We start from the raw sequence: 20015 nt of genomic DNA, 5'->3' as shown, positions 1-20015 counted from the left end.
TCAGTTGCACTCGCGTCACGCATGAAGATTTACCTGATCAGACCCCGCCACGAAGCCGAATCCGGCAGATTGATCACAACCCGATACGCGCCCTAATTGCCCTTGTCCTCCGAGAGGGTGTGCGCGACGAGGGCGTTGGCGTGGCCGTGGCCGAGGCCGTGCTCGGTCTTGAGCCAGGACACCAGCTCCATGTGCTTGGTCAGGGGCGAGGACCGGATGAGGTCCTTCCACTCCGGGATCGGCCGACCGTACGTCTTCTCGATCGACGGAAAGTAGCTGGCAGGGCCCTTCGCGGCTTCAGTCATGACCGTAGTCTGCCACGGTGCACCGACCGTTGCCGGCTGCCGAGAAGGACGCTGCCGGACGGGGTGCCGTCCCGTCAACTGCCGTGTGCCGGAGCCGTACTTCCGCGTTCGATCAGCCCGGGCAGCGGCACCTGTACGGTGCGGGCCGCGCCGCCGTCGAGCAGCGCGGTCAGCTCCCGTGCGGCGATCCGCCCGAACGCGACGGTGTCCCGGGACAGCGCGGTCAGCCACGGGGCCGTCAGTCTGCACAGCGCGGAGTCCTCCCACGACACGACCGACACATCGCGGGGGACCGAGATGCCGAGCCCCGCGATGACGGCGGTCCCGGCCGCGGCCATCACGTCGTTGTCGTAGATGATCGCGGTCGGCGGGACGGACTGTGCCAGTACCCGGCGGGTGACGGCCGCCCCCTCCGTATCGGAGTAGTCCGTGGTCACCGAGTGGGCCTCGGCCAGCCCGCGCCGGTCGGCCTCGATGCGCAGGGAACGGATGCGCCGGTCGGTGTGGGCGAGCGTGGGCAGGCCCGCGATGTGGACGATGCGCCGGTGCCCCAGCTCGTGCAGCCGACCCACGACCGCCGCCATGGCACCCGCATCGTCCGCGCGCACCTGGGAGAGGCCGGGGTGCGATCCGGTGTCGCTGCCGGGGAGTGCACCGATCACGACTCCGGGCAGCCCGAGCTCGTCCAGCAGCTCGGCACGCGGGTCGTCCGTCCGCGGGTCGACGACCAGCACGCCGTCGACCCGGTGCTCCGCCCACCACCGCCGGTAGACGGCGCACTCGGCGGTTACGTCCTCCACCACCTGGAAGAGCAGGCCGAGTTGGCGCTCGGCCAGCACCTCCTGAATGCCGGAGATCAGCTGCAGGAAAAACGAGTCCACGCCCAGACTCGCCGCAGGGCGGGCCACGACCAGGCCCACGGTGGCCGCCCCCTCGCCCGACAGCGCGCGGGCGGCGGTGCTCGGCCGCCAGCCGAGCTGTTCGGCGACGCGCCGGATGCGGTCCCGGGTGACCTCCGAGACGCCGGGGCGATCGTTGAGAGCGAAGGACACGGCGCTCTCCGACACCCCGGCGCGCTGGGCGATGTCCTTCATGGTCGGCCGTCGCGCAGGTGTGCGCCTGGTCGGCGGAGTCTCCCGGCCCGGCGGCCCCTTCGGTGTCACCCGGTCTGCCCTCTCCCTGTGTTCCCCGTGGTCCTCGAGGGGCGTGGTGTTCGCTCCGCCCCGGGGCATCGTAAGCCTTCCGGCGGCATGGGGCGAACGAGGTCCATCCTTCACTAATGCGCTTGAGCCATGTGGGCCTAAAGCGCATTAGTCAATCGTCGTCAATGCCTGCTTAAAATTGCCCTGACCTGCATGTATGGCGAAAGTTAGGATTAACTTCAGCGAATGTATTGACTTTGCGTCACGTGCATTGGAAGGTCTGCTGGGCGTACGCAGCCGGTGAGTCCACCACGGACCCGGCGCGCCCCGTCCGCACGCCTGGTCCGAGCAAAGGAGCCGTTCACCGTGCGTATCTCCCGCAGAGCAGTCGCTGCTGCCGCCGTTCTCGCCACCATCCTCCCGCTGAGCGCTTGTGGCGGTGGAACAGGTGACTCGTCCGACGGATCCGGCAGGGTCGAAGGCAAGGTCCAGGGCAGGATCACCTTCCAGACCTGGAACCTTCAGGCCAACTTCAAGCCGTACTTCACCGGGCTGATCGCGGACTTCGAAAAGAAGTACCCGGGCGCCGAGGTCAAGTGGGTCGACCGGCCCGCCGAGGGCTACGCGGACAAGATCAGCGTCGACGCGGCCGGTGGCACCCTGCCGGACGTCGTCAATGTCTCGCCCGACCTGGTCGCACCGCTGGCCAAGGCGGGGATCGCGCTGGACCTCGACAAGGCGGCGTCGAAGTACCGCAAGGAGTACCTCCCCGGCGCCTGGCAGAGCCATCGGATACCGGGCATGAAGGGGACGTACGCCTTCCCCTGGTACCTCAACACCGGCCCGCTCTTCTACAACAAGAGCCTCTTCAAGGAGGCCGGACTCGACCCGGAGAAGCCGCCGACCACGTACGACGAACTCTTCGAATCCGGTCTGAAGCTGGCCGGGCAGAGCGAGGGCGAGGTCGCCACCCTGGCCAACGTGCCCACCATCGAGGACTTCGGCCGGTACGGCGGACAGCTGATGAACAAGGACGGTACGGGCTTCGCCTTCAACGATGCCAAGGGCATCGAACTGCTCACGCGCTACAAGGAGTTGTACGACGCCAAGGCGCTCGATCCGCAGGCCCTGACAGCGACCCCCGAGTCGTCCGGCCACAAGTTCCTCACCGGCTCCGTGGCGATGAATCCCGGTAGCGCGCTGGATCTGCAGAACTTCAAGAAGCAGGCGCCGAGTCTCTACAAGAACATCGGGATCACCGACCAGATCAGCAGCACCGGCAAGGCCAACATGTACGTCATGGGCGTGATGGTGAACGCGCAGACGAAGCAGAAGCCCGCAGCCGTGGCCTTTGCGCACTTCGTGACCGACGCGACCCGCCAGATGGAGTTCGCGAAGCAGGTCGCCATCTTCCCGAGCACCACCGGATCCCTCGACGACCCGTACTTCACCGAGGAGGACGGCACCGATGTGACGCGCGTGCGGGTCGCCGCCGCCAAGTCCTTGAAGACAGCGGTCAATTACACGCCGGTCCTCTTCAGCGACCAGATGAAGACCGAGCTGCGCAATCAGATCGCGAAGGCGCTTCAGGGAAAGCAGAGCCCCAAGGAAGCTCTTGACAACGCTGTCAAGGCTTGCGACCGGCTCCTGCGGCAGAGCTGAGTCCCTCGTGAAGACGCCCACCGTGCCATCGCCCACCGTTTCCCCGCCGCGCAGGGACACCGCCGCAGCGGAACCGGCTGCCCCGGGCACACGCTCCGGCACCCGCCGGTCCGGTCACCGGATCAGCCGTCATCTTCCCTTCAGTCCCTGGCTGTTCGCGGCCCCCGGACTGCTCGTCGTCGGCACCTTCAGCCTGTTCCCGTTCTTCAGCACGCTGGTCAACGCCTTCACGGACCGCCGGACGCTGATGCCCGGGAAGTTCGTCGGCCTGGCGAACTTCCGGGAGCTGATTCATGACGACATGTTCTGGACCGGGCTGCGGAACAGCACGCTGTATGTTCTCGGTGTCGTCCCGGCCCTCGTCATTCTGCCGCTGCTGCTGGCGATGCTCGTCCAGCGGCACATTCCCGGCATGGCTTTCTTCCGCTCCGCGTTCTACACCCCCGTCGTCGCCTCCATCGTCGTCGTCGGTCTGATCTGGGTGTGGATGCTGGACGACCGGGGGCTGATCAACGCGGTGCTGGAGGCCGTGGGGATCGGAAAGGTCGGCTTCCTCAGCGACCAGTGGCTGCTGTTGTTCAGCGCGATGACGGTCACGGTCTGGAAGGGTCTCGGCTACTACATGATCATCTATCTGGCCGCGCTGGCCAACGTCCCCCGGGAACTCCACGAAGCGGCGTCCGTGGACGGTGCCGGAGCCGTCCGTCGCTTCTTCACCGTGACCGTCCCCGCCGTGCGCTCCACCATGGTCCTCGTCGGGGCGCTGGCCTCGGTCGCCGCCTTCAAGGTGTTCTCCGAGGTCTATCTGATGGCCGGACCCTCCGGCGGCCCGGCCGGCGAGGACACCACCCTGGTGATGCTCGTCCAGCGCGTGGGTACCGGACTGACCGGGCGGGTCGGTTATGCCTCGGCCATCTCCGTCGTCATCTTCGTCGTGACGGTCGCCCTGATGCTCCTGGTGCTCCGCGCCGACCGCAAGGAGGACGCGTGAGCATCCTGAACATCACCGACGCCGAGGGACGCCGCATCCCGGCCTGGCAGCTCCTGCTCCGTTACGTCCTGCTGCTCGCCGTACTCGCGCTGACCGTCGGACCGTTCCTGTGGCAGCTCTCGACCTCGCTCAAGGGGCCCGGCGAGGACATCTTCAGTTCGCCGCCGAGCTTCCTTCCCAGCCACCCGACGCTGGACAACTACACACGGGTCGCCGACACCATCCCGGTCTGGGACTACGCGCTGAACTCCCTCAAGGTGGCCACCGCCAATGTGGTGACCAACTGTGTCGGTTCCGCACTGGCCGGCTACGCGCTGGCCAGGATGCGGTACCGGGGGCGCGGGGCCGCGACGCTGGCGTTCATCCTCGCCATGCTCGTCCCCGTAGAGGGCATCATCATCGCCCAGTTCACCACCATGCGTGAGCTCGGTCTGAACAACACCCTGATCGGTGTGCTGCTGCCGGGCTCCGTCGCCGCGATGAACGTCCTGCTGATGCGCAACGCCTTCCTCAACCTCCCGCACGAGGTGGAGGAAGCGGCGTTCGTCGACGGAGCCAACGTCTGGCAGCGGTTCTTCTGGATCGCCCTGCCTTCGGTCAGAGGCACCCTCGCCGTCGTCGCGATCTTCGCCTTCATGGGCGCGTGGGACGACTTCCTGTGGCCGCTGATCGTGCTCAGCGACCCGGGAAACTTCACCCTGACCATCGGACTGAACTATCTGCACGGCACGTTCGCCAATGACGAACGGCTCGTCGCGGCGGGCACGATCATTGCCGTGCTCCCGCTCATCGCGCTCTTCGCCTGCCTGCAGCGCTTCTTCTTCCGTGGCGTCGGCGAAGGCGCCGTCAAGGGCTGACCCGGAGCCGCCGCCACCCCGTATCACAAGAACCAGGACACCCATACCGTATGCCTCACTCCCCGCTGCGCTTCGGCGTCAACTACACGCCCAGCCAGGGCTGGTTCCACCACTGGCTGGACTTCGACCTCGACGCGGTCCGCGCCGACCTGGACTCGATCGCCGTACTCGGCCTCGACCACATCCGGGTCTTCCCGCTCTGGCCGCTCTTCCAGCCCAACCGCACCCTGATCCGGCCGCGCGCCGTCGAGCAGCTCGTGCAACTCGTCGACGCCGCCGCCGAGCGCGGCCTCGATGTCAACGTGGACGGACTGCAGGGCCACCTGTCGAGCTTCGACTTCCTGCCCGCGTGGACGCAGACCTGGCACCGGCGGAACATCTTCACCGACCCGGACGTGGTGGCGGCCCAGGCCGCGTACCTGCGTACGCTCGCCGCCGCCCTCGCCGACCACCCGAATTTCATCGGGATGACCCTGGGCAACGAGATCAACCAGTTCTCGGGCCCTCCGCACCCCGACCCGGACCCCATCACCCCCGCACAGGCGGGCAGTTGGCTGCGTACCCTGATCGACGCCTGCGAGGAGGGGGCGCCCGGCAAGCTGCATCTGCATGCCGAGTACGACGCCGCCTGGTACCAGGACGACCACGCGTTCACCCCCGCCCATGCCGCCCGGATCGGCGCCGTCACCGCCGTGCACTCCTGGGTCTTCAACGGCACCGCCCAACGGCACGGCCGCACCGGTACCGCCACCGAACACCACGCCGCCTACCTGATCGAACTGTCCAAGGCGTGGGCGGTCGACCCGCACCGGCCGGTCTGGCTGCAGGAGGTCGGTGCCCCCTCGCCGCTCATCCCCGCCGAGCACGCCGCCGCGTTCACCGAGGCGACCGTTGCGAACGCGCTGGACTGCGAGGACGTGTGGGGCGTCACCTGGTGGTGCTCCCACGACGTGTCCCGCTCCTTGGCGGACTTCCCCGAACTCGAATACGGACTGGGTCTGTTGACCAACGACCGGCAGGTGAAACCGGCCGGGGAGGCCATCGCCCGGATCGTCGAGGAGCGGCGGGGGGCGACTGCCCGGCCGGCTCCCCGCACCACGGCCCTGCTGGTCGACGCCGGCGACGACGAGACCGCACCCCGCCGCTCGACGTGTGCCCCCGGCGGCGCGTTCTTCGAGGCGTTCGCCCGGCTCACCGCGGACGGGGTCCGGCCCGCGGCCGTCCTCGCGAGCCAGGCCGGGAACAAGGAACACCTGGCCGCGCGCGGCATCACCGACGTCCTCACCCCGGACCAGGTCCACTGACCCCGCCCGTGTGCGCCCCGCCCCGCGCACACGGTATCCGGCCCACCCACCCCCACCTCACCACGGAGCACCCTCATGCATGACGACCGCAGCCTGGTCGAAGCCCGTCTCAAGCGCGTCCTCGACGAGCGCATCAGGCCCGCCGTATACCCGGAATCCGTACCGCTGGACGTCAACGTCTGGATCGCGCCGGGCGAGCCCGTACCGGTTGCCGAGGGCCTCGCCGGCCCGGCCGTGCCGATCGCGGTCGGTGACCGGTGGGGCGCACCCTGGGGCACCAGCTGGTTCCGGGTCTCCGGGACCGTCCCGCAGGCCTGGGCGGGCCGCACCGTCGAGGCGCTCCTCGACCTCGGCTTCGACGAGAACATGCCCGGCTTCCAGTGCGAGGGCCTTGTCTACCGCCCCGACGGCACCCCGGTGAAGGGCCTCAACCCGCGCAATCAGTGGGTGCGTGTCGGAGCCCCCGTCGCAGGCGGCGAGGAAGTGCTGCTGCACATCGAGGCCGCCTCCAACCCGGTCATCCTCGATTACCACCCCTTCCTGCCGACGCGGCTCGGCGACAAGGAGACCTCGGGCAGCGAACCGCAGTACACCCTCGCCCGGATGGACCTCGCGCTCTTCGACGAGAATGTGTGGAACCTCGTCCAGGACCTGGAGGTGCTGGGCGAGCTGATGCAGGAACTTCCCGTCGACGGCGCCCGCCGCTGGGACCTCCTGCGAGCGATCGGCCGCGCCCTCGACGCGCTCGATCTGCAGGACGTGAACGGCACCGCGGCCGCAGCCCGCGCCGAGCTCGCCGATGTCCTCGCGACCCCCGCCGAGCCGTCCGCACACCGCATCAGCGCCGTCGGCCACGCACATATCGACTCCGCCTGGCTGTGGCCGCTGCGCGAGACGGTACGCAAGGTCGCCCGCACGACGTCCAACATGACCGCTCTTCTGGAGGACGAGCCCGACTTCGTCTTCGCGATGTCGCAGGCCCAGCAGTTCGCCTGGATCAAGGAACACCGTCCCGAGGTCTACGCCAAGGTCAAGAAGGCCGTGGCGGACGGACGGTTCGTGCCGTCCGGCGGCATGTGGGTCGAGTCCGACACGAATATGCCGGGCTCCGAGGCGATGGCCCGTCAGTTCGTGCACGGAAAACGGTTCTTCCTCGACGAGTTCGGCATCGAGAACGACGAGGCGTGGCTGCCCGACACATTCGGATTCGCCGCAGGCCTGCCGCAGATCATCAAGGCGGCGGGCTCCAAGTGGCTGCTCACGCAGAAGATCTCGTGGAGTCAGACCAACAAGTTCCCCCACCACACCTTCCAGTGGGAAGGCATCGACGGCACCCGGATCTTCACCCACTTCCCGCCCGTCGACACCTACAACTGCTCGATGAAGGGCAGCGAGGTCGCCCACGCGGCGAAGAACTTCAAGGACAAGGGCGTCGCCCAGCACTCCCTCGCGCCGTCCGGCTGGGGGGACGGCGGCGGTGGCACCACCCGCGAGATGATCGCCAAGGCGGCCAGGATGCGCAGCCTCGAAGGATCGGCGACCGTGAAGTGGGAGACCCCCACCGACTTCTTCACCAAGGCGGAGGCGGAGTACCCGAATGCGCCCGTGTGGGTCGGCGAGCTCTACCTGGAGCTGCACCGCGCCACCCTCACCAGCCAGGCGAAGACCAAGCAGGGCAACCGCCGCAGCGAGCACCTGCTGCGCGAGGCCGAGATGTGGGCCGCCACCGCCGCCGTGCGGACCGGGTTCCCCTACCCGTACGGGAAGTTGGACCGGATCTGGAAGACAGTCCTGCTGCACCAGTTCCATGACATCCTGCCCGGCTCCTCGATCGCCTGGGTGCACCGAGAGGCCGAGAAGACCTACGCGGCCGTCGCCGAGGAACTGAACGGCATAGTGGACGCGGCGCAGCATGCCCTGGCCGGCGACACCGCGGCGGAAGGGACGCTCCTGTTCAACTCCGCACCGCACACCCGCGGAGGCGTCCCGGCCGGTGGCGCCGCCGCCGTCACCGCAGGCAGCGGCGGACAGCTCGCACCGCGCGAGGCCGGGGGCCACGTACTGGACAACGGCCTGCTGCGGGTCGAGATCGACGGCCGCGGCCTGGTGGTGTCCGCATTCGACATCGGTGCCGAGCGCGAGACCGTGGCGCCCGGCCAGGCGGCCAACCTGCTGCAGATCCACCCCGACTTCCCGAACATGTGGGACGCGTGGGACGTCGACGCGTTCTACCGCAACACCGTCACCGACCTGACGGACCTGGACGAGCTCACCCCCGTCAAGGACGACGGGTCGGTCGGCGTACGCATCGTCCGCAACTTCGGCGATTCGAAGGTCACCCAGCTGCTGACACTGTCCCCGGGTGCCAAGAGGCTCGACATCGACACCGAGGTCGACTGGCACGAGACGGAGAAGTTCCTCAAGGCCGCCTTCCCGCTGGACATCCACGCCGAGCGGTACGCCTCCGAGACACAGTTCGGCCACTTCTACCGGGCCACCCACACCAACACCAGCTGGGAGGCAGCCAAGTTCGAGGCATGCAACCACCGCTTCGTCCACGTGGAGGAGCCGGGCTGGGGCGTCGCGCTCGTCAACGACTCGACGTACGGCCACGGCGTGACCCGGACCGTCCGCGACTCCGACGCCGGGACTACCACCACCGTCCGGGTGTCCCTGCTGCGTGCCCCGCGTTTCCCCGACCCCGAGACCGACCAGGGCCTGCACCGCTTCCGCCATGCGCTCGTGCCCGGCGCGACGATCGGCGACGCCGTCCGCGAGGGCTTCCGGATCAACCTGCCGGAGCGCCGGGTGGCCGGCGACCGCGCGGTGGCGCCACTGGTGACCGTAGACAACGACGCGGTCGTCGTCAGCGCGGTGAAGCTGGCCGACGACGCGAGCGGCGATGTGGTCGTACGGCTCTACGAGTCGACGGGCGGCCGCGCCAAGGTCCGGCTCGGTGCGGGATTCGAGCTCGGTGACCTCGTGGCGACCGACCTGCTGGAGCGGCCGCTGGCCGGGGCGACGGTACCGGAGCGGGCGGGCGACGGTGTACACCTGACGCTGCGCCCGTTCGAGCTGATCACGCTGCGGTTCGGGCGCAGCTGATGTGTGCGGCTGACGCGTCGCTGCTCAGCCGCTGAAGGATGGCCGGACTGCGGCGGAAAGCATGAGCTTTCGCATGAGTGCGCCGCGGGCCGGCCGGCCACGTCCGGCCTTCCCGGCAGCTTCATGGTGCTTCCTCTCCTCGGCCCGCCGGTTCGTTCTGTGAGGGCACCGCGAGGGAGAAGGAGTGCCCGGCGGGGTCGGCGTAAATGCGTACGCCGCGCAGTCCACCGCCGGCCTTGGCATCCATCGGCATTGCCCCGAGGCTCACGGCTTCTCGTTCCGCCTCGTCCAAATCACCGTGCGCGACGAGGATCCGAAGATGTGCCTGCTGGGCATCATCCGGCCGTGGCCAGCTGGGAGGGGCGTAGCCGTGGTCCCGGCGGATTGCCAGGTGTACGCCGTTGTGGCCGACGAGTTCCACAAGATCAGGATCGCTCACCACCTGGATTTCCGCATCGAGCAGTGACGCGTAGAACTCCGCCAGGGTTTCGGGCTCCGCGCAGTCCAGAACGAGGACACTTGTCTTTGCAACGGTCATGTTGTTTCGGGTACCCGCCGACGCTCAGAACACACGGGCGACGGCCAGTGCTTACGGGGGACGGGATTGCGTCGTCGAGAACCAAGCCGACGGGGCCTTCGGCATGCACCGCGCATTGATGCCCAGGACGGTTCGACGAGAACGTGCCGGAGCCGCAGCGGACCGACGTGCACGAACTGCACTGGAGCAGGTGCGGGACGAGCATCGACGTCTCGACGTGTTCCCCGGGCCGGTCACGGCGCCGTCCCTGCCCCGTGCCGGCGCTGTTCCGGTTCTGAGTGCGCTGACACGGAATCGAGAAGGCGACGAAGCCCGGCCATCGGACGGACCGATGGCCGGGCCCCGTTCCGAGAACTCAGGGAGAACGCCTACCCGACGCTCCCGCCCCGCCTCGGAAGGATCCGGCGGTTCCCCGCAGACCGCTGCCAAGCCGCCCCAGCAGCGCCCGACCGGCTCCGGCCGCCGGCCCCCGATGCCCGGCGGACTGAGCTCCGGGCCCGGGTTCGGAGCTCACGCCCCTGCGGCCCCTGCCTCTGGCTGCGGGCTTCGACACAGGCCTGGTCCTCGGAGCCTTGGCCCGGGGCTCGTTGCCGCCCTCGACAAGTGTGTGAAAGCGGTGGCTGAGCCTACGGCCGAATGCGAGATAGCCCAGCAGCGCTCCGGCCGAATTGAGAATCACGTCGTCGATGTCGAAGGCACGCCCGGCGACCAGGGTGCCCTGCATGAGTTCGACGAGCACCATGACCAGCACGGTCAGGAAGAACATCCGGACCATCCGCCGTCTGCGCGGCACCAGAATCGGCAGCAGAACGCCGAACGGCACACCGAGCAGAACATTTCCGCCCACCTGCTTGCACGCGGCGAGGAAGGTGTAGTCCTCGGCGTACTGTCGTAGTGACCGCCCCGGGTGCATGTTCGGCCTGACGAGCCCCTCGGACGCCGACGACGGCGTGAGCGTGACTTTCGCCAGGACGACGGAGAATGCGACAAGGGCCGCGAAGGTTGCGGCCAGCGCCAGGCCGTGCAGCAGGATTCGGCCCCAGGCCTTATGCCGCCTACCTCGATCCGCCTCGACTGTCATGGCGGACACGTGCCCCCGAACTCCCTTTTCACACACCGGCCATGATGCGTTCGCCGGCCACTGTGAGGCCGCCTGTGGCGCGACGAACTCGCGAAGACGAGCGCCGACACCCCCAGCGTCGCCAGGAAGTCGAGTACGACGGTCGCCATCAGCGACGAGCGCCACAGCAATTCCAGCAATCGGCAGGATGATTCCGAGCAGGATGGGCACGACGACCGTTCGGCCCCTGGCCACGGTCTGCCGGATGTCGTGCTGCTGCATGCGTCGTAGCCATTGTCTGCGACGTCGAACGCGTCCAGCGCTGCATCCGTGACAGCATGATCCGCGGACACACACGACAGCAGCGCAGGTGAAGAGTGATGGCGATGACTTCGGACAGCTGTACCTCGCAGCGAGCAGTGCTCGGAACCTGGCCGACCCCTCTCGAGGCCATGCCACGGCTGGCCCGGGCCATTGGTCTCGGCGAGGGTGACCTGTGGGTCAAACGTGACGACCTCACCGGCCTGGGCGGCGGCGGAAACAAGGTACGCAAACTCGAGTGGACATGCGGTGCAGCGCTCGCCGCCGGCGCCACGGCCCTCGTGACCTCCGGTGCGCCACAAAGCAATCACGCGCGTCTGACCGCCGCTGCCGGCGCCCGGCTGGGGCTCGACGTCGTCCTCGTGCTGGCCGGCACGCCCGGATCGTCGACATCCGGCAACCTCGCACTCGACGGTCTCTTCGGCGCCAGGGTCGTGTGGGCAGGCGATGTCGACGACGAGGCGCTCGGCTCCGCTGCCGAGCAGGTGGCAGAGCAACTGCGGGGGCGCGGCGCTGTCCCGGCGTTGATCCCCTTCGGTGGTTCCAGCGTGCTCGGCGCGCGTGGTTACGCCGAGTGCGGGCGTGAACTCCTCGTCCAGGCACCCGACCTGGCGACCGTCGTCGTCGCGGTCGGCTCCGGTGGAACCATGGCCGGCCTCCTCGATCCGCTCGGTTCCGCGCGCGTGCTCGGCATCCACTGCGGTGCCGTCACCGATCCTGCCCGGACCGTGTCCGAGCTGGCCTCCGGCTTGTCCGGCACAGACTGCAAGCCGGAGACGTTGAGGCTGCGGCTCGATCAGGTCGGTGACGGATACGGCACATTGGCCGCAGGGGCCTTGGCCGCCCTCACCCTGACCGCGCACACCGAAGGCATCGTGCTCGACCCGATCTACACCGCACGCGCGATGGCCGGCCTGGTCGCGGCGGTCGAGGACGGCGACGTGGTACCCGGGCAGCGCACGGTCTTCCTGCACTCGGGCGGTATGCCCGGTCTCTTCGGACACGCGGCAACGCTCGCGAAACTGGAGGCGGCGCTGACGCTGCCGGCTCCGTAGGCGGTCACCCATACGGTGCGGCCAAGTGTTGCGGCCCGGCCGCCAGCGGCCGGCTCGGGCCGCCCACTCGCACGACCGGCGTGCAGTCCCGACGTCCCCAGGTCCTGCCGCGCGGCAGAGACAGTGACTGCCCGGCCTCGTCCTCGAAGAGGATCCGGGCTTTGCGCTCCGCCGCGATGCTGCTACCCGTGGCCAGGTCTCCTTCTCCTCAGTTCAAGCGCGGGTCGGACAGCTGCCGGCCCGGGTCAATGCGGCGAGCACGGACCAGTCACCTCTGAGGCCTTCACTTCGAGGTGACGTGTTTGGTGGGGGCGGGAGAAAATCCCGGCCCTCGTTACTGGCCCACCCTTCCGTCGATGCACTCGCGCAACAGGTCGGTGTGCCCGCAGTGACGGGCGTACTCGTCGATCCTGTGCACCATCAGCTCGCGAACTGCGATCTTGTCCTTCCCCACGCGCTCGCCCGGGTCCGGGTGCTCGGCCAGCGCGACGTCGGTCGCGGCCTGCTCGCGCTCCAGATCGGAGAACGCCGCGTCGACCACGGCCTGCTCGGCGACCGCTCCGTGGAAGTCCGCGTCCTTCTCGCCGTAGAGCTTCGGCAGCGGGTCACCGTCGCTGATCCAGTTGCGCCAGTCCCGTTCCACCTCGGCGAGGTGCCGAACCAGACCGAGCAGCGACATCGTCGACGGCGGAACCGACCGACGGGCCAGTTGCTCCGCATCCAGGCCGTCGCACTTCATCCGCAAGGTCAGGCGGTAGTCCGTCAGGACGTCCTGCAGCGTCGCCAGCTCGCCCTCCGGACTGTCCCCTTCTGTGGTTGAGACATGCTCCGTGACGACTGGGATTGAGTGGGGTTGTGTGCACCAGGTCGAGAGCTTGGGCCATGGCGTTAGAGGGCGATCAGCCCGGCTGGCGTCTGCCTGAAGCCACAGGCATCGAAATAGAACGAACGCAGATGTTCCTCGAAGTCGACGTGAAGCCACTCGCACTTCGCGGCACGGGCTTCCTTGGCCGCAGCTGCGACGAGCGCGGCGCCAACCCCTCTCGACCGGCGATGCCGGGCGACCACCGTGTCCAGGATGAAGGCGTGAGCTCCGCCGTCCCAGACAACGTTGACGAAGCCGATCAGAGAGCCGTCTTCCCACGCGCAGACCCAGCCGAGGCTGTGGCGTTCAAGTCGTGCTCGCCAGTCGGTCCGACCGGCCGGGGGGCCGAAGCCGTCGGCATGCAGTGCGTTGAGGGACGCATTGTCGAAGTCGCCCCGCCACTCGTACTTGATCGTCACGCCCGGATCTTAGTGTCCGCACCCGGTCTGGAGGATGTGGTCTCCCGCACCCGCAGAGCCCTCCGCGACCGCATCAACGAAACATCACTGCTGGACTGCGGAGTCTGCTCCCCACACCTGCGGGGATGGTCCCGACCGGGTGTTCGCGCGCGTCGAGGGCGACAACTGCTCCCCGCACCTGCGGAATCGGTGGCTAATGCAACGAGGAGCAGCGTTTCTACAGCAGTTCGGGAGGAACCCCCATCAAGGGGTTCAGCCAAGTTGAGGCCAAGAGCCGCAGCAGGCCGACCTGCGATCAATGAGTAGCGCTGTCGAGCTGATGTCGCCGCGCGTGACCTTGTCGTCGGCGGTGAGGTCTTCGAGGCCTGACGCTGGGAGGCGCCGCGCGGCCACGCAGCCAGGAGCAGCGGTGATACTTCGGGCTTTCTTGGCTGCCCGGCCCCGTGGAGTACGTCGCGCGTACACCCGCCGTACGGGCGACTTCGGCAGCGTGCGGGCATGAATGGAGATCGGCCGTCGGCCGTGGACGAGTTCATGGCACTGCTGGCCGACTGCGAGGACGTCTGGGACACCCCAGACCGCTCAGGCGACCCGGTGGACATCCTCGACCATGGCCTGCAGGTTGCGGCGGTCCTCGCCGAGCGCCACCCCGACGACGAGGAGCTGCAGGTCGCCGGGCTCGTCCACGACATCGGCCACCACCTGCTGCCCGGCGACGAGGCCGGCCACGGCGAGCACGCCGCGGCGGCCGTCGCCGGCCTCCTCGGCGCCCGGGTCGCCCGCCTGGTCGCCCTCCACATCCCCGCCAAGCGCTACCTGGCCGCCACCGACGCGCACCTCGCGCTGTCCCCGGAGAGCGCCCGCACCCTCGGCTGTCAGGGCGGCTTCATGACGTCAGCGGAAGCCGCCGCCTTCGAGACAGACCCCGACTTCACGGCGGCGGTCTCGCTGCGCCGCGCCGACGACGCGGGTAAAGTCGTGGGCCTGCGTGTGCCGGATCTGGACCGCTGGCGGCCCGTGGTGGAGCGTGTGGCTGCGGCAGCGGCGCGAGCCGGGGCCGCGTAGGGCTTGGTTCCCGAGCCCACTCGCCGGGGGCTGTGTCCGGGAGCTACGCCTGGCGACGACTGGAGGGGCCCGCGGAACGCAGCGGGGGATCGTGCCCCCACACCAGCACCCGAGGGGCGCCGGCGACCACGGCCGAAGACTCCGTACAGCTGGAGTCAATGGGCAACCAGATCTCCTCGTCGTGCGACAACGGCTCCAGCACCGTCCAGCCGCAGACAGTCTCTACTTCCTCGCGTGACAGGTGTGCCTGACACAGCGCGCCGAACCCGTCCATTGAGGGGATCAACTTCTCCTCGAAGGCCTGCCCCGAACCGCGAACGAAGTCGACCTCCTCGGGTACGGACTCATACGGCGGAAGACCCCGCTGCCTCAGCTCTTGGTTCAGCGCTGAGGCGACTTCCCCCCACCCCGCCTCGTCCTCACTCGTCCGAGTCCAGGGCGACCGGAGCTCTGCTCGTGTCCAGCAGGAGCCAGAGGGCGGTGACGTCTCCTTGGATGGTGGTTACGGGCAGCCCCTGTCGTCACCGCGGGGCCTCAGGGGCGTGGTGTCTGGCTGCCCGCCCGGACCGCGTCCGTGCCCCAGCTCGCGAGGAGGCGCAGGGCTTCCGCCGACGCGGAGCCGGGCTCCGCGTGGTACACGCACAGGAACTGTTCGTGGTCGTCCGGGAGATGCATCGTCTCGTACGCAAGGGTGAGGTCGCCGACCAGCGGATGGCGCATCCGCTTCACGCCGTGACCCTTCTCCTTCACGTCGTGCGTGGCCCACAGCCGCCTGAACTCCTCGCTCTTGACGGAGAGTTCACCCACGAGCGCCGACAGGTCCGGGTCCTCCGGGTGCTGGCCCGCGTACAGCCGCAGATAGCTGACCATGTCGGACGCCTTGGAGTCCCAGTCCAGGAACAGCTCGCGGTAGTCGGGGGAGAGGAAGGTCAGCCGCGCCCAGTTGCGCTCCGCGGGCGGCAGCTTGCCCCAGTCGCCGAACAGCGCCGCCGCCATTCGGTTCCAGGCGAGGATCTCCGAGCGCGCCCCGCCGATGTACGCGGGCACGCCCTCCATCGACTCGAGCAGCTGCTGCAGCGCCACCCGCACCTGCTGCCGCTTGGGCGCCTGGTACTTCCTGCGCTGCTGCTTCGGCTTGGCGAGGCGGGTGAGGTGCGCATGCTCGGCGTCGGTCAGGCGCAGGGCGCGCGAGATCGAGTCGAGCACCTCCGCCGACACATTGCGCCCGTTGCCCTGCTCCAGGCGTGTGTAGTACGCCACCGAGACCCCGGCCAGCTGTGCCAGCTCCTCGCGCCGAAGACCCGGCACCCGCCTGTGCCGCCCGTGCGAGGGGATTCCCACGTCTTCCGGCTTGAGCCGAGCCCGCCGGGTGCGCAGGAATTCGCTGAGCTCGGCCCGGCGGTCGAGGCCGTCGGGGAGGGCTGCCTGTCCGTCGTCCGTGGCGGGGGTGTCGTCCATGACCCCAAGTATTCCCTGTCGTACGACCAGGAGCCTGACCCCGTCAGTAGTAGGACCACTGGACGTACGCAAAGCGGTGACCTGGGTGAACAGGCTGTGAGGAGGCACTCTGGAGAACATGACCACGACTGTTGCTGCATACGCCGCCCCCAGCGCCAAGGCCCCGCTGGAGCGCACCACCATCGAGCGCCGCACGGTCGGCGAGTTCGACGTCCTGATCGACATCAAGTTCGCCGGCATCTGCCACTCCGACATCCACCAGGCCCGCGAGGGCTGGGGCGAGGCCATCTTCCCGATGGTGCCCGGCCACGAGATCGCCGGCGTCGTCGCCGAGGTCGGCTCCGGCGTGACGAAGTTCAAGGTCGGTGACCGGGCCGGCGTCGGCTGCATGGTCGACTCCTGCCGCGAGTGCGAGAACTGCAAGGCCGGGCAGGAGCAGCACTGCGTGCGCGGGAACGTCGGCACGTACAACGCCATCGGCCGCGACGGCGAGCCCACCTACGGCGGCTACTCACAGAAGGTCGTCGTCGACGAGAACTTCACTGTCCGCATCCCGGACGGGCTGTCTCTGGACGTGGCCGCGCCACTGCTCTGCGCCGGCATCACCACATACTCCCCGCTCAAGCACTGGGGCGCGGCCCCCGGGAAGAAGGTCGCCGTGGTCGGCCTGGGCGGCCTCGGCCACATGGCCGTCAAGATCGCGCACGCCCTCGGCGCCGAGGTCACGGTCCTCTCCCAGTCGCTGCGCAAGAAGGACGACGGCCTGAAGCTGGGCGCCGAGCACTACTACGCCACCAGCGACCCGGCCACCTTCGAGAACCTGGCCGGCACCTTCGACATCATCCTCTCCACGGTGTCGGCGCCCCTGGACTTCGGCGCGTACCTGAGCCTGCTGAAGACGGGCGGCGCCCTGGTGAACGTCGGCGCCCCTGAGGAGCCCGTCGCCCTGAACTTGTTCTCCTTGATCGGCGGCAACAAGACCCTGGCCGGTTCGATGATCGGCGGCATCGCCGAGACCCAGGAGATGCTCGACTTCTGCGCCGAGCACGACCTCGGTGCCGAGATCGAGCTGATCGAGGCGAGCCGGATCAACGAGGCGTACGAGCGTGTGCTCGCCTCGGACGTGCGCTACCGCTTCGTGATCGACACGGCGACGATCTGAGCCGCGCGGCTTTACCAAGCGGGTAATCGACGCCCTCCCCGGGCTCCGGCAGGATCACCCGTATCCACCGGATCCCGAGGAGAGCTCGCCCATGACCGCCTACGTCATAGCCGTTCTGCGTCCCACGCTCCCGGTGCACGCCGACGTCCTGGAGTACATCGAACGCGTGCAGGGCACCTTCGATCCGTACGGGGGGTGCTTTCCCTCGCACGGCAAGCCCGGCGAGTGGGTGGAGGGGGAGCGGCTCGGCGACCTGGTCGTGGTCGAGTTCCCCGACCTGGCGCACGCCCACGACTGGTACGCGTCCCCCGCCTACCAGGAGATCCTGCCGCTGCGGGCCGGCCACATCCCCGGCGAACTGGTCTTCCTGGGGGGGCGTGCCGGCCGACTACGATGCGTCGGGCACGGCGGCGGCCATGCGGAAGGCGTAGGCCCAAGGGCCCAACTCGCCGGTACCGCAGGGCGGATGTGACCCGAGCCGCCGGTCCGTAGCGTGTTCGTACGTCACCACGCTCCCGGCTGGAGGACGGCTGAGTCCGCTCAACTCCCTCCAGGAAGACGCAGACCTGGGCGGAGGGTTCAGGCGAGGGAGCCGAGGCCGCTCAGGAGGTAGGTGACGTCGAGTCCTGTGGTGAGGTATTGCTCGAAGGTCTTGTTGTTGAGGGCCCGGGGTGACCGCTGTTGGCGGATGTGGGCGATCGCCGTGACAGCGTCCTGGCCCAGTTCGACGAGGGACTGCGCAACGACCGGCCCGGAGCGGTTGTAGCCGGAGTGACAGCGCACGAGCACGGTGCGGCCATCTCGCACGGCGTGTGCCGCGGTGCGGGCCAGTTGCTGGATGGAGTGGATCTGCTCGGCACTGAGCGGACCGTCGGGTATTTCCCTGGCGTGTCTCCGGGTCTTCGCAGGCCAGGAACGCGGAGAGGCAGGCCACGTGGTAGTCGTCGCGGAGATCGGTCAGTGCCTCCAGCGCTGCTCTGCTCTCCTGCGTAGGCACTCCACGCCTGAGATCCTTCATGGAGGCGTACTGGAGCCCTGGCCGGGCGAAGTACCGGGCCATGGTGGCACCGGCCTTCTGAGCGTCGGAACCCGTCCGCAAGCAGTCGACGATCGCTGCCTGAACCGGGCGGTGCCCGAGAGTCTTCACCAGGGACTGGATCAGTTGCTGGATGCCGCTCCGGCATTGATCGTGCATGGCAGCATGCATCAGCAGGTTCGCGTACTGCCGCGTTGCTGCGGAGTCTTGGGCTGCGGCTTCACCGATCTGGAAACGCTTGACCTCATTGCGGTGGTACTGGTGCTGCCCTGCCATGAACGGCGGCATCTCCCAGGCAGGGCAGCAAATTGCAAGGACCTCATCCGGCAAGGGTTCAAAGGCGACTTCCCGGCCTGCTCGATCCGGGAGCATCTCCAGCGTCATTCCGTAGCCCCTGGTTCGAACGATCTCAAGTTGTCTTGGTTGGAGGCGGGGCGAGCCGGCCGGAACGGCGGGTGTACCACTCGGGGCCGGACTTTGCTCCGAGTGGCATCGGTGTCTAGGCCGGGGCGATTCCGATGCTGACGGCCCAGGGGTTAACGAGGACGCGCCCACTGTAATGAGGAAAGTCATCTGCTGCCGTGAGTTCTGGCACCCTCACACTATGTTGCCCCCATTCGGTATGACCACTGGATTCCCGTGGACGGGAGAAGACCGATGAGCGGAAAGCTGACAGGCAGGAAGGCCCTGGTCACCGGTGGCGCACGAGGGATCGGTGCCGCTGTGGCCCGCAGGCTCGCCGCTGACGGAGCCGACGTGGCGATCAACTACCGGAGCAGCGGCGATGCGGCCGAAGCGCTCGCTGCCGAGATCACCGCCGACGGCCGCCGCGTGGTCGCGATCAAGGCGGATGTCAGCGATCCGGACCAGATCCGGCGGCTGGCCGATCAAGCCGCCGAAGCTCTTGGTGGACTGGACATCCTGGCCAGCAACGCCGGAATCGAGTACTTCGGCAAGCTGGACGACGTCACCCCCGCCGACTTCGACCGTGTCTACGCCATCAACACACGAGCCCAGTTCTTCGCCGTACAGAACGTGGTACGGCATATGGGCGAAGGAGGGAGGATCGTACTGACGTCATCGCAGAGTGCCCACAAGGCGATCTTCTACCACGCTCTTTATGCGTCGAGTAAGGCAGCCGTCGAATGCATCGCGCTCAACCTCAGCCCCGAACTCGGTCGGCGCGGCATCACCATCAATGCCATTGCGCCCGGGGGAACCGTCACCGACATGTCCGCTCACGCGGCTTCCCACTACGTCCATCCCGACGTCGACACTGATTTCAACACCCTCATTCGCACTGCCAGTTCGCTCGGGCGGATGGCCCAGCCCTCCGAAATCGCCGCGGTCGTCTCGTTCCTGGTGTCGGACGATGCCTCGTTCATCACCGGCCGGACCGTCCAGGCCGACGGCGGCTGGTTCTGACCCGGGAAGGGCAGGTTCGCGTGATGGAGTATCAGGTGGCTGGGGGCCCACAGCGCCCTGCTGTGCCTTTTCGCACCACAGCAGCCTTCACCCGCACATGAACGAGGCGCCGAGCGCTGTAGTTGGCAGGCGACACGCTTTCGGCCGTCGTGTCCGGCAGGGCGGGGGTGCTCATGCAAGCGCATGCTGAGGCCGTCGCCTGACGGCTGTATGCCGCCGTCCGGCCGGTGAGCCGCGGGGCCGCA

The 20015-nt window shown here is 68.3% G+C and carries 18 protein-coding genes; 10 read left to right on the top strand and 8 right to left on the bottom strand.

Going from position 1 to position 20015, the window contains the following annotated elements; all coding sequences use genetic code 11:
* Positions 1-92: 92 nt before the first annotated feature.
* Positions 93-305: a DUF4287 domain-containing protein gene (locus ACGFU7_RS36430; protein ID WP_393701774.1), complete on the bottom strand. Its 213-nt coding sequence runs from the start codon at positions 303-305 to the stop codon at positions 93-95.
* 74 nt (positions 306-379) lie between these two features.
* The gene (locus tag ACGFU7_RS36425; RefSeq protein ID WP_393701772.1) at positions 380-1399 is read right to left on the bottom strand and encodes a LacI family DNA-binding transcriptional regulator; all 1020 of its coding nucleotides are present in this window, start codon (positions 1397-1399) and stop codon (positions 380-382) included.
* A gap of 414 nt (positions 1400-1813) precedes the next feature.
* Between ACGFU7_RS36425 and ACGFU7_RS36420 the strand changes: the two genes are divergently transcribed.
* The 5 genes from ACGFU7_RS36420 (at position 1814) to ACGFU7_RS36400 (ending at position 9366) form a co-directional block, all read left to right on the top strand.
* On the top strand, positions 1814-3109 hold the full coding sequence (locus ACGFU7_RS36420) for an ABC transporter substrate-binding protein (RefSeq protein WP_393701770.1): 1296 nt from the start codon (positions 1814-1816) through the stop codon (positions 3107-3109).
* 121 nt (positions 3110-3230) lie between these two features.
* The gene (locus tag ACGFU7_RS36415; protein WP_393701782.1) at positions 3231-4100 is read left to right on the top strand and encodes a carbohydrate ABC transporter permease; all 870 of its coding nucleotides are present in this window, start codon (positions 3231-3233) and stop codon (positions 4098-4100) included.
* On the top strand, positions 4097-4957 hold the full coding sequence (locus ACGFU7_RS36410; protein ID WP_393701768.1) for a carbohydrate ABC transporter permease: 861 nt from the start codon (positions 4097-4099) through the stop codon (positions 4955-4957). Before ACGFU7_RS36415 ends, ACGFU7_RS36410 begins: the two co-directional genes overlap by 4 nt.
* Before the next feature lie 50 nt (positions 4958-5007).
* On the top strand, positions 5008-6261 hold the full coding sequence (locus ACGFU7_RS36405) for a glycosyl hydrolase (protein ID WP_393701767.1): 1254 nt from the start codon (positions 5008-5010) through the stop codon (positions 6259-6261).
* Positions 6262-6336: 75 nt separating this feature from the next.
* A complete protein-coding gene (locus ACGFU7_RS36400; protein ID WP_393701765.1) occupies positions 6337-9366 on the top strand; it encodes an alpha-mannosidase in 3030 nt (1009 codons plus the stop codon).
* Positions 9367-9487: 121 nt separating this feature from the next.
* Here ACGFU7_RS36400 and ACGFU7_RS36395 read toward each other — a convergent pair whose 3' ends face one another.
* Positions 9488-9904, bottom strand: coding sequence for a VOC family protein (locus ACGFU7_RS36395; RefSeq protein ID WP_393701764.1), 417 nt, complete (start codon positions 9902-9904; stop codon positions 9488-9490).
* Between the two features lie 355 nt (positions 9905-10259).
* Positions 10260-10985, bottom strand: a complete 726-nt coding sequence (locus ACGFU7_RS36390) for a VanZ family protein (protein ID WP_393701780.1) — start codon at positions 10983-10985, stop codon at positions 10260-10262.
* 359 nt (positions 10986-11344) lie between these two features.
* Between ACGFU7_RS36390 and ACGFU7_RS36385 the strand changes: the two genes are divergently transcribed.
* Positions 11345-12340 carry a pyridoxal-phosphate dependent enzyme gene (locus ACGFU7_RS36385; RefSeq protein ID WP_393701762.1) on the top strand — a complete coding sequence of 332 codons (996 nt, stop codon included), beginning with the start codon at positions 11345-11347 and terminating at the stop codon, positions 12338-12340.
* A 334-nt stretch (positions 12341-12674) separates the two neighbouring features.
* Here ACGFU7_RS36385 and ACGFU7_RS36380 read toward each other — a convergent pair whose 3' ends face one another.
* Positions 12675-13184: a DinB family protein gene (locus ACGFU7_RS36380; RefSeq protein WP_393701778.1), complete on the bottom strand. Its 510-nt coding sequence runs from the start codon at positions 13182-13184 to the stop codon at positions 12675-12677.
* 44 nt (positions 13185-13228) lie between these two features.
* Positions 13229-13624, bottom strand: coding sequence for a GNAT family N-acetyltransferase (locus ACGFU7_RS36375; protein WP_393701761.1), 396 nt, complete (start codon positions 13622-13624; stop codon positions 13229-13231).
* Between the two features lie 498 nt (positions 13625-14122).
* On the opposite strand from ACGFU7_RS36375, the gene ACGFU7_RS36370 reads away from it, so the two are divergent.
* On the top strand, positions 14123-14689 hold the full coding sequence (locus ACGFU7_RS36370; RefSeq protein ID WP_393701759.1) for an HD domain-containing protein: 567 nt from the start codon (positions 14123-14125) through the stop codon (positions 14687-14689).
* A 534-nt stretch (positions 14690-15223) separates the two neighbouring features.
* On the opposite strand, the gene ACGFU7_RS36365 is transcribed toward ACGFU7_RS36370, so the two are convergent.
* Positions 15224-16147: a helix-turn-helix domain-containing protein gene (locus ACGFU7_RS36365; RefSeq protein WP_393701758.1), complete on the bottom strand. Its 924-nt coding sequence runs from the start codon at positions 16145-16147 to the stop codon at positions 15224-15226.
* A gap of 118 nt (positions 16148-16265) precedes the next feature.
* Between ACGFU7_RS36365 and ACGFU7_RS36360 the strand changes: the two genes are divergently transcribed.
* Entirely contained in the window at positions 16266-17309 is a 1044-nt protein-coding gene (locus ACGFU7_RS36360; RefSeq protein ID WP_393701756.1) for an NAD(P)-dependent alcohol dehydrogenase, read from the top strand.
* Positions 17310-17400: 91 nt separating this feature from the next.
* The gene (locus tag ACGFU7_RS36355; protein WP_393701754.1) at positions 17401-17781 is read left to right on the top strand and encodes a DUF1330 domain-containing protein; all 381 of its coding nucleotides are present in this window, start codon (positions 17401-17403) and stop codon (positions 17779-17781) included.
* Between the two features lie 107 nt (positions 17782-17888).
* Here ACGFU7_RS36355 and ACGFU7_RS36350 read toward each other — a convergent pair whose 3' ends face one another.
* A complete protein-coding gene (locus ACGFU7_RS36350; protein ID WP_393701752.1) occupies positions 17889-18098 on the bottom strand; it encodes a hypothetical protein in 210 nt (69 codons plus the stop codon).
* Between the two features lie 904 nt (positions 18099-19002).
* On the opposite strand from ACGFU7_RS36350, the gene ACGFU7_RS36345 reads away from it, so the two are divergent.
* Positions 19003-19770: an SDR family NAD(P)-dependent oxidoreductase gene (locus ACGFU7_RS36345; protein ID WP_393701750.1), complete on the top strand. Its 768-nt coding sequence runs from the start codon at positions 19003-19005 to the stop codon at positions 19768-19770.
* Positions 19771-20015 lie beyond the last annotated feature (245 nt).

The sequence above is a fragment of the Streptomyces sp. NPDC048473 genome, from assembly GCF_043200155.1.
Taxonomy (GTDB): domain Bacteria; phylum Actinomycetota; class Actinomycetes; order Streptomycetales; family Streptomycetaceae; genus Streptomyces.
This window is presented reverse-complemented; position numbering and strand designations above follow the sequence as displayed.

Excerpts from the sequence above, each read along its gene's own strand:
- ACGFU7_RS36360 (WP_393701756.1), top strand. The coding sequence starts at position 16,266 with ATGACCACGACTGTTGCTGCATACGCCGCCCCCAGCGCCAAGGCCCCG.
- ACGFU7_RS36390 (WP_393701780.1), bottom strand. The coding sequence starts at position 10,985 with ATGACAGTCGAGGCGGATCGAGGTAGGCGGCATAAGGCCTGGGGCCGA.
- ACGFU7_RS36365 (WP_393701758.1), bottom strand. The coding sequence starts at position 16,147 with ATGGACGACACCCCCGCCACGGACGACGGACAGGCAGCCCTCCCCGAC.
- ACGFU7_RS36385 (WP_393701762.1), top strand. The coding sequence starts at position 11,345 with ATGGCGATGACTTCGGACAGCTGTACCTCGCAGCGAGCAGTGCTCGGA.
- ACGFU7_RS36405 (WP_393701767.1), top strand. The coding sequence starts at position 5,008 with ATGCCTCACTCCCCGCTGCGCTTCGGCGTCAACTACACGCCCAGCCAG.
- ACGFU7_RS36370 (WP_393701759.1), top strand. The coding sequence starts at position 14,123 with ATGAATGGAGATCGGCCGTCGGCCGTGGACGAGTTCATGGCACTGCTG.
- ACGFU7_RS36425 (WP_393701772.1), bottom strand. The coding sequence starts at position 1,399 with ATGAAGGACATCGCCCAGCGCGCCGGGGTGTCGGAGAGCGCCGTGTCC.
- ACGFU7_RS36355 (WP_393701754.1), top strand. The coding sequence starts at position 17,401 with ATGACCGCCTACGTCATAGCCGTTCTGCGTCCCACGCTCCCGGTGCAC.
- ACGFU7_RS36345 (WP_393701750.1), top strand. The coding sequence starts at position 19,003 with ATGAGCGGAAAGCTGACAGGCAGGAAGGCCCTGGTCACCGGTGGCGCA.
- ACGFU7_RS36395 (WP_393701764.1), bottom strand. The coding sequence starts at position 9,904 with ATGACCGTTGCAAAGACAAGTGTCCTCGTTCTGGACTGCGCGGAGCCC.
- ACGFU7_RS36400 (WP_393701765.1), top strand. The coding sequence starts at position 6,337 with ATGCATGACGACCGCAGCCTGGTCGAAGCCCGTCTCAAGCGCGTCCTC.
- ACGFU7_RS36430 (WP_393701774.1), bottom strand. The coding sequence starts at position 305 with ATGACTGAAGCCGCGAAGGGCCCTGCCAGCTACTTTCCGTCGATCGAG.